This is a genomic window from Oryzomicrobium sp. (genome assembly GCF_036820405.1).
In the GTDB taxonomy this organism is placed as follows: domain Bacteria; phylum Pseudomonadota; class Gammaproteobacteria; order Burkholderiales; family Rhodocyclaceae; genus Oryzomicrobium.
Genome location: NZ_DAISLS010000010.1, coordinates 25,603 through 38,848, shown reverse-complemented (window position 1 = coordinate 38,848; position 13,246 = coordinate 25,603). Strand labels below are relative to the sequence as shown.

Genomic DNA, 13,246 nt, shown 5'->3' with positions numbered 1-13,246 from the left:
AGACGAAGGTTCAGCCTTGGCGGGCCGGGAAACAGACTCGCCCCCTCCAGGCGCACTCGAAGCCGTTTTGGCCGCGTCCTCAGACTTGGCCACCGATACGCTCGTCACCCCCTTCCCGGCCGGTGCCTTTTTCTCGGCAGACGCCGGACTGGATGCCGCGGGCTGCGCCGGGGGCGCGGGAGGCGTCGACGCTGGCTGCCTTGGGGAGGACGGATTGGCCGGCGCCAGGACCGGCGCCAACTGCAGAGCAGGTTCCGATTCCGGCTCCGGCGCCACGGCCACCGGGGCGGAAGGCGGGGTCGCTGCAACCGGTGCAGCGACGGGGGCAGCAGCAGCAGCAGCAGCCGGAACGGGGACAGGGGCTGGAGCCTGTGGCGCCGATGGCGCCAACACCAGCCAGGCCGCCGCCGCGCCGGCCCCAACCAGCAGGGCGCCGCCGCCCCATGCCAAGAGGCCACCAGGGCCGCGCCGGGGAACGGCCGCCGTCACGGGGCGCACTTCCTTGTGCAGGCCCTGGCGATCCTGGTCGGCAGCCCGGCGGCTGTCCAGGTCCTGGAGCATTTGGTTGATCAGGCTCATTGCAGACTCATTGCTCGGGTATCGGTATTCACCACCAGGCCAGGCGCCGGGCGCCCTCGGTATCCCGGGCGGCGCGGCGCACGTGGCGCCATTCCACGCTATCCCGCCCCTCGCCGAAGGCGGCCAGGAGCGACTTGTGGGCCAGGATGTTGACCAGGCGCGGCACGCCGCCGCTGGCCTTGTGCAAGCCGGCGATCGCCCGGGGAGAAAAGACGGCGCTGCCCCGCTCGCGCTGGCCGGCGATGCGCAGGCGGTGGGCCAGGTAATTGGTCAGCTCGGGCCGGGACAGGCCGGCGAGCCGGTAATGAAAGGAAATCCGCTGCTTCAGCTGGCGGATGCCCGGCTCGGACAAGCGAACGTCCAGTTCCGGCTGGCCGAACATGACCAAGTGCAGCAGCTTGCGCTTTTCGGTTTCCAGGTTGGATACTAGGCGCAGGGCCTCCAGGCTTTCCAGGGGCATGGCCTGGGCCTCGTCCAGGCAGACCACGGTGGTGCGCCCTTCCCGGGCCACGCCGAGCAGGGCCTGGCGGAGGAATTTCAGCAGGTGGTACTCGTCGGCCTGGGCGGCCTCGCCCGGCTCCAAACCCAACTCCTCGGCCAGGGCCAGGAGCAAGGTACGGGGTTGCAGGGCCGGATTGGGCAGATAGGCGGTAACGAAGCGCTGCCGGTCCAGGGTGGCGAGCAGGCGGCGGCACAGCAAGGTCTTGCCGGTGCCGACGTCGCCGGTGATCTTGACGAAGCCTTCGCCGCTGGAGAGGGCCACCAGCAGGGTATTGAGGGCTTCCTGGTGGCCGGCGCTGGAAAAGGCGAACTCGGTGTCGGGCGTGATCGAGAACGGCGCCTCGCGCAGGCCGAAATGGCCCAGATAGAGCGGACCGCCCCGCCACATGCCGCCTCCCGGCGGCGTGGCGGCAGCAGGTTCCTGGTCAGCCACCGTTGCGCCCTTCGACAGGACGCCGGGAACCGTTGTTGCGCAGCCGCTCCCGGGTATCGTCCAGGTCCTTCGCCCAGTCGTTCGGATCCTGGATGATGGTCGGCTTGATCAGGATCACCAGTTCCCGCTTGTTCATGCTGTTGTTGCGGTTACCACCGAGCAGGGTGCCCCAGATGGAGCCAGTGGTGCCCGGCAGGCCGGTCTGGGTTTGTGCCTGGGCCTGGCTCATCAGGCCGCCGATGGCAACGATGTTGCCGTCCTGAACGCGGACGATGGAATCGGTCTCGTTGATGGCCGACGACGCCAGCGGCAGCTTGAAAGTGCCGAGCTGAGTCCCCAGGTCCACCACCTTTTCCTTCTCGGTCACGTTGGACACCGAGGGGTGGACGTGCAGCAGGATGTTGTTGTCCTCGTCGATCTGGGGCATCACGTCCAGCGCCACCCCGGAGAAGAAGGCCTGCAGGGTGATGGTCGGGGTGACGATGTTACCGGTCCCCGAGGTGGTCACCGTGGACGACACGTTGGTCACGTAAAAATCGTCGGTCCCCACCTTGAGCACCGCCTTCTGGTTGTTCACCGCGGCGATGCGGGGGCTGGACAGCACCTGCACGTCGCCCTGGCTTTCCAGGAAGCTGAGTAGGGCGGCAAAGGACTTGGTCTGGAAGGCCAGGCCGAAGAAACCGTTGCCGCTGGAGGTCGGATTGATCACCCCGTTGGTCATGCCGGTGGCCAGATTGTCCAGGCCCACCGCCGAGAGGGCCTTGCCCGCCGGCGACAGGCTGTTGCCCGGATTGACGGCGCCGATCGAACTCAGGCGCGAACCGGTACCGCTAAAGATCGACCAGTTGATGCCGGCCGAGAATTGGTCGGACAGGGTCACGTCGATGATCTTGGCTTCGAGCATCACTTGGCGCTCGATGATCAGCTGGGTGGCACGCAGGTATTGCTCCACGTTGCGGATGTCCTGGGGCATGCCGCGCACCAGTACCACGCCGGACACGCCGTTGGTCACCACGCTGCGGCCGTTGTCGTCGCCGACGATGGCTTCGAGGGCCGACTTCAGCTCCTTCCAGAAATCGTTGTCGGAGGTGGTGAGTACCCGGGCCGCATCGGTCTGGACCTGCTGGGTCGATCCGGGAGCGCCCGGCTGACCAGGAACGCCCGTGCTCCCCGGAACCCCAGTGGCCCCCGGGTAGCCCGTGCCCGGCGTGCCGCCGGTGCCGGAGGTAGGCGTTGTCGTGATCGTGGTCGAGTTGACCCGCAGGTTCGAGGTGGTCACTCGCCGCCCCACCAGGTAGTTCACCTTGAAGATGCGGGTCTGCATGGTGTTGGGGTGCACGTAAATGCGCGAACCCTGGATGCGGAAGTCGTAACCATAGACTTCCCGGATCGCCTCCAGGGCCTCACGCACCGTCACGTCCTTGAGGTTCACCGTCAGGGAACCACTCACCTCCGGGGACACCAGCATGCTGTAGCGCGTCCCCGAAACCAGGGCGACGAAGACGCTCTGGGCGGGGGCGTTGCTCACCGACAGGTCGAAACGGGGCTCCACCTCGGCGGCCTTGGGCAGGCTCAGGTCCAGAGGCGGCAGCAGGGCAGACGAAGCAGCCCCGGCGGAAGCGCTGCGCTCGCTGCCGTTGGACAGGGAGGCGCGTGCTTGGTCGAGTTCGCTGTTGATGCGGTCGGAGGTTGCACGGGGCTGGCGAAAGGACGAGGCGCAGCCGGAAACAGTCAGGGCCACGGCCAAGGCGGCGGCCAGCAGGGAAAGGGAGCGGGCGGGAGAGGTCATCGTTATCGGTTCCCGGTCGAAGGAAGGGCGGGTGCCGGTTTATGGCGGCTGGCGTGACCAGCCTGGCTGGCGGAACGTCGTTCGGAAACGGGGGCGGCACGGGTCTTGGCCACCCCCGGGGTCAGGTAGAGGGTCTGGCGGCCTTCCGGACCGGCCAGGGTAACGCTAGACTCATTCACGGCCACCAGCCGGGCATTGCCCACGTGCTGGCCGACCTCGAACCGCTGGCCGTTGATCAACGCCGCGGCTCGGGTCTTGGCACTGCCAGGGGCCGGCAGAAATACCGATTGCAGTTGCGGCCCCGTCTCGGCGGGAGCGGCATCGCCCGCCAGGTCGACGCTAGGAGGCCGGGTCGGGTCGTCGGCCCGGGCAGGCATCCCCGCAAACGCTGCAATCAACGCGAATGCAGCGGCCATGGCTGAGGGAGGCAGCGGGCGGGTCAGAAGGCGAGCCATGCGGGGTCCAGGCTTAGGGTGTAGACGGTCAGGGTCATGATGCTGCGCGGGTAACGTTCGACTTTCAGGTCGAGCCGGCCCCACAGCAATTTCTGGGGTGCGGCTTCAAGACTGGCCAGATAGCCCTGCAGGTCGGCGTAGGAACCGGCGATCTTGATTTCCAGGCCGTGGCGGTAAATACCCGGCACTCCATCCACAATGGGGGCCGGCTTGTCCGCGCCGCCCTTTGCCGCCGGGCGCTCGACCAGCGGCGTGGGTACCAGGGTCTTAAGGCTGACCAGGGTCACCCCGCGCTGGGTCCGCACCAGATTTTCCAGCAGGGCTGCCGCCCGGTTCGGCGGCACCAGGCTGCCGTCCAGGTCGCGCAAGCGGGCCTGCAGTTCGGCCAGCTCGCGCTGCCCTGCCGCCAGCGCCTCCCGGTTGGCAGCATCCGGGTCTAATTTCTGCGTCTGCAACTGGGCGATCTGTTCCTGCAAGCGGCCCAGGGCGGTGCCGTGCTCGGCCAGCCGGGCCGTCTGGTTGGCGGCCCGCTGCCGGGCCGCCGACAGGAACAGGGAATCCCCCACCAGCACGAACACGGCCAGCACCGCCAGAGCCATCAGCACCCGCTCCCGGCGGGAGAAGGCCGCGAAACGCTCGGACAAGGCCGACCAGTGATTGCGTACCACCGATGGAATCAAGGCATGGAGGTTCATGAGCGACCTCCCTCGGCTTGGGCCTCAATCGGCGCGCTGGCCGGTACGGACGCTGCGGGCAGCGGCTGAACGGATGGCTGGGGCTGCCCGGCCTTGGCCGGCTCGGCATAGGCTTTCAATTCAAATTCCACATAGCGCGCGGGACCCGGTTCCGCATCACCGGAAGCAGCATCCGCCGCCGCCCCGCCCTGTCCTCCCTTGGCGCCCTTGGGCGGTTCCGGGTGATCATTCAGCACAAAGTCGCCGAAGCGGCGGCCAAGGAAGGCGCCGTCGCCCTTGAGCCGGCCCAGATAGTCCGGCAGCAACTTAGCATCGAGTAGGCGGCCCTTGATATCCAGGGAAGCGCCGGCAGCGTTGACGCCGGTCAGCCAAACGCCATGCATGGTCTGGCGGGAAAGGCCGGACAAGACTCGGGAGAAACCTTCGCTTTCACCCGCGGCCCCGGCGTCGAGGGCATGCACCACCTCCCGGGTGGCCTCCAGGCGGCCCTGGACGCGGCTCAGGGCATCGATCAGCCCCTGATCCGGCCCCCGCTTCGCCAAGGCCGTCAATTGGTCGGCCCGCGCCTGCAAGGTGCGCTGCAGGGTTTCGGCATCCTGGACCTGCTGGCGCAACTGCTCCGCCTTGCGGACGGTCAGGGTCGCCGACAAGGCCAGGCCGACGGCTGCCACGGCCAGCACTGCCGCCAGCACGCTCAGGGTGAGCCGGTGCTTGTCGGGGCGTAGTGCCGGGTTGAGTAGGTTGAGCTGCTGCATCGAAGGTCGGATTCCGCGTCGGACGATGTGGGATGAAGATCAGGCGCCGGTCCGCAGCGCCGCGCCGAGGGTGACGAAATAGCGCCCCTGCTGCGCCGGATCGGCGAGGGCCGGTACCGCCGACAGGTCCAGGACCTGGGCCAGGTCCGCCAGGTCGAGGGGGATGTACAGAAAGCTGCGCAGTTCGTCCGCCAGTTCCACCGCCAGCGCGCACGGCGCCAACAACAGGCGGGTGATGCCGACGAAGGTGTAGAGGCGCTCGAAGTTGTCCAGGGAACGCTGCAGTTCCAACCCGATCCGCTCCACCAGGGCGGCGCGCCGCTCCACATCGGCATCCCGCAACTGGGTTTCGGTGACGTCGATGCGGCGGGCCCCGTACAGCTCGCCCTCGTAGGTGAAGGTCAGCAAGGCACCGTCCTCGCCTACGTGCAGCATGGCCACACCACGCCCAGGCTCGGCGAACAGATGGGCCAGGTTGCGGTGCGCCAGCTCGGGCAGGTCGATGGCCTGCAGGTCCAGGCCAGCGGCATCGAAAGCGTTCATGACCCGTTGCACCGCAGCGTTGGGTGCCGCAGCCACCCACAGGCTGCGCCCCCGGGCGCCGCCACTGCCGGGTACTGGAATATTCAGTACGTCGAAGGTGGCGCTCTCCGCCGGAAACTCCAGGGCATCGCCCATCTGCCAGCGCACCGCCTGCTTGACCTCGGCCTCGGCCACATCGGGCACCGGCGTCTGGAGCAATTGGTACTCGCCAGGGTTGAGCACCGTGGTGCAACGAAAACGCCCCCAGCCCTCACGGCGGACCACCTGGCCAAATTCGTCGTCATGCCCGGCACCGGTGCGCAAATCCGCCACATCCAGGCGTAACACGCGGTGGCACTCGTCCGGGTCGGCGCCGCGCTCGATGCGCACCGCCTCCACCCGCCCGGAATGGAGCCCCACGGCCAGCCAGCCGGCCTCCTTTTTCTTACGCAGGTTAAACAGGGTCATGTCCATGGGGCGATTGTAGGGGGGGGATGCCTGTTAAGGCCAGGAAATACGTCATCAATAGACTTCCCGTTGGTATATCACCCCTCGCTGGCGGAAAGCGCCAAACGCTGCCTGACCGGACTGCACCGGAGCAAGCCAGGGAAGATTGCCGTTGGTGCCGGGCACGCCCGCTGCATTCGTACACGCGATGCCGCCAGCCGCAGCGGTGTTGTACCCCAACAGCACCGTACCGATATTGCCGGCGCCGGGTGCGGTAAGGGACAGGGAAAAACTCCCCCCCGTTGCCGTTTGCTGCGCAGTACATGCAGCCTGGCCTGCAGGGCGCAGGCAGGTCGTGGTTTCGCAGGCACTCAGGTTGCCGGTGAAATTGGAGAAGGGAATGGCCGAGGCCGTGAGGGTGGTGCAGCTATCGTCCGTGTTGGTACGCCAATAACCGCCCCCGGGAATGGTGATCCAATATTCGGTGGTCGCCGCCACCGGCAGGGGGAGCAGCTCGGAACCATAGGCATTGGCAAACTTGAGCCGGCCATAGCGCACCCGCTGCGCATTGCCACCCGCCAGGGCAGCACCCGTGCGGACGGGGGCACCACTGGTCGTAATGGTTTGAGGGTTGATGAGAACGCCGTCGCCATCGTTGACCCACACGCCCAGGGACAAGGCGTCATAAGGACCGTCTGGAGCCGCCAGCTTGGAGAACGTCGGCGCAGCGTTGACCGTATACAACCCCAGGGCCCAAGCACTCGCCGGCGCCGGGGCCAGGCGTGTTCCCAGGTCAGCCCCGCATACCCCGCCCACCGTATTGCAGGCCAGGTAGTTCACCACGCCTCTCCCGTTGGCATAGCTGTTGTCGTAGTTCTGGGTCGTGGCCCCCGTCGCATTGACGGCGCGCAGCCGGAAGAAAGGGGCATTGCCGGCCGGCGTGGCGAAAGACTGACCCATATAGGTGAAGGTCCCGGCGGCGCAGGCCGGTGCCAAGCCATCGCTATCCACCAGGAAGCGGGCCGGACGGAAGCGCCCCACATTGCTGGATTTCGCCCCGGTACCGAAATAGCAGCCGACCTTGTCGCTGGTGTTGACCAAGGTGTTGGAGAAGTCAGCAGTGCAATCGCTGTTCCCGCTATCCACCGCAGTGAAGTTGCCGTCAAAGACGGCCTGGGTATCGAGGTAGAAATACCCGGCCTCGGAATAGGTGAAGCCGGTGCCCTGACTGACCCCGCTGGTAGCAGTGGGGAAGGTTCCACCGATGGCACCGGCCACGTTGGGGCCGGATTGATTCGCCACCACCTTGCTCGGATCGATTGCCGGGGTGCCGTTGTAGTTGGTCATGGTGGCCTTGGCGCTGGAGGCGGCGGCCGTTGCCGTGGCCGTCATGGCGAAAGCGCCGTTGACCGACCCATCCCCCGCTACCAGGACCCCACCTCCCGTCGGCACCGTCAAATCCAGGTTATCCGGACGAACCGCAAAATTATCGCTGCTGCACGACGTGATGCCATTGGGCGAGCAGGTGTTCTTGTCGCAGACGATCTTCACCCGCACATCCCGGTAGGCATTCGGCACGACGATGGTGGAGGAACCGGCACTGTTGGAGCCAATGCTGCCCTTGCCAGCCGACAGGGTGACCGAACCGATGGACTGGTTAAGGTCCACGGTGCCGGTCGGGCAGTTGTTGGCGTCGTTGGCACCGCCGCCGTTGATCGTTCCCACCAGGGAAACGGACACCGTCTTGTTATTGAACGAAGTGTCCACCACGTCGGCACTGGTCAAGGCCGAAATATTGACGGCGAAAGGCTGCTTGGCCAGACGGGTATAAAGATGGCCGGAGGCCACCGAGCAGGTGGAGTCGCTATGGCAGGCATTGAAGCGCGACGAGCAGGACAAGGAGCAAGGCCGTGTCGCGCCGCTGGAGGTCTTACAGATCGCCGCCGAATACGGCTTAAGCGAGGGGTTGGACGAAATCACCGCCAACGTATCCCCCGCCGCTCCGTTGTAACCCAGGGTGACATCGCCGCTGGCCAGGGTCTGGGTAGCCCCTCCCACCCAACCGCTGGAAGAGCTGGAATTGAAAGTCACCGGCAGACTGCCGGTATAGGTGCTGGAGCAAGCCGCATCGAGACAGGCCCGGACCCGGATATTGCCGGTGGGCGGACACTGGCTGCCGTCCCAAATGAACTCGAAATGGTCGATCTGGTTGGTGATGCTCTGCATGTTGGTGGCGCAGATCTTCAGATTGTCCACCTCGTGGTAGTTCACGCTGCCGCCGGTGGAGCCGGTCATCGACACCAGCCACTTGTTGGGCAGTGCCGCCTGGGTCGAAGAGGACAAGGCATCGAAGCTGGAAATCACGCTACCGTAGGAGCCGCCGGTGCCCGTGGTGTCCTGGTTGACCGAGACCAGGGCCTTTCCCGAGGTCCGGGCGTCGACCACCACCTGGTAACGATAACCTCGGCCCGCGGTGGTCGTCGGCCGGGTGTCCAGGTTCGGGCTGAGGGTGGACGACCCGCGCAGGAACGCATAGTTGCTGCTGGCCGTGCCGGAACCGGAGCCGGAACCGCGCAGGGATATCCGGTTGGAGCACAAAGTACTGCCCGAGCAACCGCTCAGGTAGCCGACCCGCCCTTCGCTGTTGTTGGCGTAGTTGCCGTACTCGTCCAGCCCCACCCCCAGCCAGCCGCCGGCAAAGCCGGATATACCGGTCTTTTGCGCATAACCCAGGGAGCCGCCGAAGGCGCCAGGCTGGGGTGTGATGCTGGAATCGGACAGGATGAAGGCGATGCCGTCCGCCCCCTGGCCGCTCGACGTATCCCAGGCGAAGTAATTGAACTCCAGGGAGATGTAGTTACCCGCCGCCGGAAAGTAACGTTGCAGGGTGACGGCGGTCGAAAGGTTGTTCAGGTGGTCGGTCAGGCGCAGCCGGTTGCTGACGATCGACGGTCCCGGGAAGGTGGTGGACGAGCAGCCATTGACGCAGTAGCTGGTCCAGTCGGTGCCCAGGCCGGTGCTACGGTCGAAGCTGTCGCAAAAGCAGGTCATGCCCGAAGGGCTGCCCAGTGGAGGCAAACAACTGCCCGACGGCCCCACGGCAAAGCTGCCGAAGCCGGTCTGGCCAGGCAGGGTCGCCTGGGTGCCGCTGGCCGAACCGGCCAGGTTGGCCCAGCCGCTCGAATAGAGCCCGACCTGGAAGGTCGAGACGTTGCCGTTGCCGAGCACGTCGCTCGCGGCGAAATTGAACTGGGCCGTATAGCTGCCGCCGCTGCCCACCGACGTCAGGGTGTCGCCGCTGGCCCCCAGGGTCCAGTAGCGGTTCACGTCCTGGGTGTAGTCGATGCCCGAGGTACCGATCTGGGGGTGCTGGCCGGTGGTGGTGCTGCCGGTCAGGGTGCCGCCGGTGATTCCGTTGTACCAAGGGAAGGTGACGGTGATCGGCGCATAGACCGTTGCACTGCCCACGGGGTAGGTGCAGGTGGTCCCATAGTTGGGGAACAACATGCGCAGATTGCCGTTGACCCAGCCGGTACCGCCGCCGGTCAGCGTCCCCGACTGGTCGCATTTGGTCGGTAGGATGACGAGATTGCTCCCGGTGGTGATGATCCCGGCGACAAACGCCAGGGTGCCCGAACTGCCGTTGCCCACCGTCAGGTTGCCGCTGGCCAGCACGATACCCTGCGGGTTGTTCACGGTCAGGTTGTAGAACCCCACCGCCCCGGTGATGGTCTGGGTGGCGGTTCCATTCAGGGTCCAGCCGGAACCACCGGCCGCCAACCCCGAAGACGAACCATTGATGGTCAGGTTGCCCGCCAGGCTGCCGCCGCCGGTCACTGCGGAAACATCGAAGGTAGTGCCGGAATCGATGGTCAAGCTGCCGAGGATGGCGATGGATGAACCGCTGAAGGTCTTGGTGCCGCCGCCACCCAGGCGCAGGTTCGGGTATTTGGCATTGCCGTAGGTCGTGAACGACTGGCCGCCGGAACCGTTGATGTACAGGGTCAGGGACGAGTTGGCACCATCGTTATTGAACGAGCCGACGTTGAACAGCGGAGTGCTGCTGGACAGTTGCAAGGTGTAGGCCGCACCCGAGGTGAACGTCAGGTTCTGCCAGTTCACGTTGAGGGCGGACAGGGAAAAGGTATTGGTGGCAGAGCCAGACCAGACTGAATCGCTGCCAAGCACGACGGTGGTGCCTGCCAACGTGATGGTGCCGTTATTGGCTAGGTTGCCGCTGAGCGTGAGGGTGTAGTTTCCCGCCCCGGTCAGGGAGCCGTTGACGGTCAAGCCGCTCAGGGTCGGGCTGGCGTTCAGCGTGACGTTGTTGCCTATCACAGCAATGTCGCCACTCGCAGGAGGGCCGTTGCTACTGCCACTCCCACAATTCCAGGTATTGGAAGAACTCCAGTTGCCATCCCGCCGCGATGTACATGTCGCGGCGCCAGCTTCGCTGGCGATCAGAATCAGGCAAAGCAGGACCCAAAGCCCCAGAGAGCGACCCAATGTCCGCATATCAGCCATGTTCAGCCCTCACGTCGATCTGTCGCTCCACGTAGTTGGCCCCGGCCGGTGCCGGATTCGGACAAGCACCGTTTGCCGGTTGGTTGCAGGCCGTGGCTACCACCTGGTAGGTATTCACTGGGCTGGCACCTTCCGTATAAGTCAGGCGGGCGCATGTCACAGTCACGGTGTAGCCGTTCACCACTAGAGGCTGGGGCCCAAAACACGGCCCCGCAGCGGGGCGCAGCACCGTGACAAGCCCCCACTCCACCCCGGCCCGGGCGGCCTGGTAGGCCTGGGTCCCCTGAACGTCGAGCAGGGAGGCGCGCTGCTGCATGGTGATTGTGCGCACCGCAAACGTGCCCAGCAGCGCCAGCACCACCATAAGGAAGATGGCCGACGGCAGGGCAAAGCCCCGGCTGCGGACGCCTGGGTTCGGCACCGGAACGACAAGGCAGGTACGGTCAGGGCACATTGCTGATGTGGATCGCATGGTAAAGGCTGACCGTTACCGGCCCCTGGGCGGCATTGCCCGGCGTCCCGAGGGTCAGGGACATGGTCACCAGCGCGTTGCGCTGAGCCACGGCGTTGGGTGCATAGGTAAAGTTGCAGGCCAGCACGTTGGTGGCGAGAAAAGCCGTTTGCGCCCCGGCCGGAACGGCCACAGGTTGGGCGGCTGTGGCCGCATACCCCCACACCCGGGTCAAGGTGCCGCCACCCGCCGGATTCGGTGCGCAGATGTAGGTCACTGGTGTATCCGTCACGAAAAAGCGGGCATCCGGCGCATCCAGGGCAAAGGGGTTGGCCGAGGTAATAGAGATACGACTCACCGCGCCGGGACAGCCAGTCGTAGCACCACAATTGACCACGCGACTGATGTTGGCAGCATTGGCATAGGGATTGGCCCCGGGAATGCCCAAGCTGTAGATCACTACCTGGTCCCCTGCCGCGACTTCCACCGCAGGCCCGAGTACCTCGAAACTGGTGTCATTGGCGGAGAAATCGAGGAAATCGCAGCCGAGCGCCCAGGCCCCGCCACAAGCCACATTAGGGTCTGGCGCCCGGCGATAGCGCCCGCCGCTGCGGGCATTGAGGAGTTCGAGAAAGATCGTTGCGCCGTTGGCCGTCACCCGCACGCTGTTGGGCACCGCCCGGCGGATGTCCCGAGCCACGCGGCGCAAGGCCCCGTCGGCGGTATCGCTGAACTCGGTGCGCTGCATGGACTCCAGGGCATTCTGGACTGGCACGCGGATGAACAGGGCCACTGCGGCGGCCACGATCCCGGCGATGGCGATCACCACCACCATTTCAACCAGCGTGAAGCCAGCACTGCGCCAATGGCCGCAGGCCCGCCCGCCAAGCGTGGTTCCAGGCTGGATCATGAGAAGGGGATTACGGATTGGGCGCATAGCGTGTCCGAATGCCGGAAAGCGCCACAGTGGTATTGGCAGGGCCGGTCACCGTGACGGTGATCAGCAGGGAATCACCAGCTGGAACGCCAGCCCCGAGCAGGGGATCTTGCCCGATTGCCACCTGCGCGGTGTATGCCCCGAGACCGGGAATGGGAACCCCAGCAATATCGACGACCTGCCCGATGGCAAAGCCCGGTCCCATTGCATAGTTGTTGTAGTCGTTCACATTGTTGAACGGCCGGGTTCCCGGGATTACCCCGCCCCGTGACTCACCCGGCTCCGGCCCGATGGCCTCCACCAGATTGGCGCAGCCATTGGCGCCGATGAACGCCCCCGTTGCCGTGGCGGCATCCGGGTCGGTGGGATCGCAGAAGGTGTAGGGCATCAACTCGATCTCTTCGAGCAGGGATTCGGCGATCGCCACCGCCTGCTTGCGGATCAAGGGGTCGGTGCTGGCCACGCTGGACTGGTTGATCGCCAGCAACACCCCGGCCACCGCCACGGCGATGATGACCATGGCGACGATCAGTTCGATCAGGGTCAGCCCCTCCTGGCGCCGCCCGATAGCGACATTGGCTGTCCGGAGCACGGAGTGGCGGTCAGAACACATACCCGGTTTCATTGACGATCGTGATGGTCCGCGCCACATCCCCGGCTTCGCCGCCGCTCACCGTGATGGTCACGGGTGCGGCCAGGCCCACGGGTTGTCCCAGGGCATTGAAAGCGAAGCCATTGACCTGGGGCGCCGTCTGGTAGGTCACGATGCTTCGTCCCGCCTGGCCGGCAAAGACCATTGGCTGCCCGGTGACGGGATCGGCCAATGGTGCTGCGCAGGCCGCATCGCTGGCCACGGTCAGGGAATACACCACTCCAGGCGCAGAAAGGCAAACGAACACTGCCCCCCCTGCCCCAGGTGCACCAGCCCGCCGCGCTATCGCCAGCTTCTGCGCCATCCTCAAGGCCATGCGCGTCTGCTCGAAAACGCTACGGGACTCGAATGCCCCCGTACCGACAAAGCGCGGAATCGCCACGGCGGCAAGAATGCCCACCAGCACCAGGGTGACCACCAGTTCCACAAGCGTAAAGCCGCCCGCGGGGCGAACCACCGGGGCGGCTTTACGGCACAAGTGAGGCACTCTGGGGCGTAGCATCACC

11 protein-coding genes are annotated in these 13,246 nt (G+C 65.8%); all 11 read right to left on the bottom strand.

What is annotated here, in order from left to right; all coding sequences use genetic code 11:
- Positions 1 to 607 precede the first annotated feature (607 nt).
- Complete coding sequence (locus V7Z98_RS10820; RefSeq protein ID WP_293265896.1) at positions 608 to 1,513, bottom strand: ExeA family protein; 906 nt, start codon at positions 1,511 to 1,513, stop codon at positions 608 to 610.
- Positions 1,506 to 3,302 carry a pilus (MSHA type) biogenesis protein MshL gene (locus tag V7Z98_RS10815; RefSeq protein WP_293265898.1) on the bottom strand — a complete coding sequence of 599 codons (1,797 nt, stop codon included), beginning with the start codon at positions 3,300 to 3,302 and terminating at the stop codon, positions 1,506 to 1,508. Before V7Z98_RS10815 ends, V7Z98_RS10820 begins: the two co-directional genes overlap by 8 nt.
- 2 nt (positions 3,303 to 3,304) lie before the next feature.
- Positions 3,305 to 3,679, bottom strand: coding sequence for a hypothetical protein (locus V7Z98_RS10810; RefSeq protein WP_334157979.1), 375 nt, complete (start codon positions 3,677 to 3,679; stop codon positions 3,305 to 3,307).
- A 62-nt stretch (positions 3,680 to 3,741) separates the two neighbouring features.
- Complete coding sequence (locus V7Z98_RS10805; protein WP_293265902.1) at positions 3,742 to 4,452, bottom strand: hypothetical protein; 711 nt, start codon at positions 4,450 to 4,452, stop codon at positions 3,742 to 3,744.
- Positions 4,449 to 5,207 carry a hypothetical protein gene (locus V7Z98_RS10800; RefSeq protein WP_334157976.1) on the bottom strand — a complete coding sequence of 253 codons (759 nt, stop codon included), beginning with the start codon at positions 5,205 to 5,207 and terminating at the stop codon, positions 4,449 to 4,451. Before V7Z98_RS10800 ends, V7Z98_RS10805 begins: the two co-directional genes overlap by 4 nt.
- Before the next feature lie 39 nt (positions 5,208 to 5,246).
- Entirely contained in the window at positions 5,247 to 6,203 is a 957-nt protein-coding gene (pilM, locus tag V7Z98_RS10795; RefSeq protein WP_334157975.1) for a type IV pilus biogenesis protein PilM, read from the bottom strand.
- A 48-nt stretch (positions 6,204 to 6,251) separates the two neighbouring features.
- Positions 6,252 to 10,514 carry a DUF6701 domain-containing protein gene (locus V7Z98_RS10790; protein ID WP_334157974.1) on the bottom strand — a complete coding sequence of 1,421 codons (4,263 nt, stop codon included), beginning with the start codon at positions 10,512 to 10,514 and terminating at the stop codon, positions 6,252 to 6,254.
- A 178-nt stretch (positions 10,515 to 10,692) separates the two neighbouring features.
- Entirely contained in the window at positions 10,693 to 11,154 is a 462-nt protein-coding gene (locus tag V7Z98_RS10785) for a pilus assembly PilX family protein (RefSeq protein ID WP_334157973.1), read from the bottom strand.
- The gene (locus V7Z98_RS10780; RefSeq protein ID WP_334157972.1) at positions 11,144 to 12,061 is read right to left on the bottom strand and encodes a prepilin-type N-terminal cleavage/methylation domain-containing protein; all 918 of its coding nucleotides are present in this window, start codon (positions 12,059 to 12,061) and stop codon (positions 11,144 to 11,146) included. Before V7Z98_RS10780 ends, V7Z98_RS10785 begins: the two co-directional genes overlap by 11 nt.
- A 10-nt stretch (positions 12,062 to 12,071) precedes the next feature.
- The gene (locus V7Z98_RS10775; RefSeq protein ID WP_334157971.1) at positions 12,072 to 12,701 is read right to left on the bottom strand and encodes a prepilin-type N-terminal cleavage/methylation domain-containing protein; all 630 of its coding nucleotides are present in this window, start codon (positions 12,699 to 12,701) and stop codon (positions 12,072 to 12,074) included.
- Entirely contained in the window at positions 12,691 to 13,242 is a 552-nt protein-coding gene (locus tag V7Z98_RS10770) for a prepilin-type N-terminal cleavage/methylation domain-containing protein (RefSeq protein WP_334158125.1), read from the bottom strand. Before V7Z98_RS10770 ends, V7Z98_RS10775 begins: the two co-directional genes overlap by 11 nt.
- Between the last annotated feature and the right edge of the window lie 4 nt (positions 13,243 to 13,246).

Bases quoted from the DNA above. Each gene is read 5' to 3' on its own strand.
- V7Z98_RS10785 (WP_334157973.1), bottom strand. From the start codon at position 11,154: ATGTGCCCTGACCGTACCTGCCTTGTCGTTCCGGTGCCGAACCCAGGC.
- V7Z98_RS10770 (WP_334158125.1), bottom strand. From the start codon at position 13,242: ATGCTACGCCCCAGAGTGCCTCACTTGTGCCGTAAAGCCGCCCCGGTG.
- V7Z98_RS10815 (WP_293265898.1), bottom strand. From the start codon at position 3,302: ATGACCTCTCCCGCCCGCTCCCTTTCCCTGCTGGCCGCCGCCTTGGCC.
- V7Z98_RS10780 (WP_334157972.1), bottom strand. From the start codon at position 12,061: ATGATCCAGCCTGGAACCACGCTTGGCGGGCGGGCCTGCGGCCATTGG.
- V7Z98_RS10775 (WP_334157971.1), bottom strand. From the start codon at position 12,701: ATGTGTTCTGACCGCCACTCCGTGCTCCGGACAGCCAATGTCGCTATC.
- V7Z98_RS10800 (WP_334157976.1), bottom strand. From the start codon at position 5,207: ATGCAGCAGCTCAACCTACTCAACCCGGCACTACGCCCCGACAAGCAC.
- V7Z98_RS10810 (WP_334157979.1), bottom strand. From the start codon at position 3,679: ATGCCTGCCCGGGCCGACGACCCGACCCGGCCTCCTAGCGTCGACCTG.
- pilM (WP_334157975.1), bottom strand. From the start codon at position 6,203: ATGGACATGACCCTGTTTAACCTGCGTAAGAAAAAGGAGGCCGGCTGG.
- V7Z98_RS10805 (WP_293265902.1), bottom strand. From the start codon at position 4,452: ATGAACCTCCATGCCTTGATTCCATCGGTGGTACGCAATCACTGGTCG.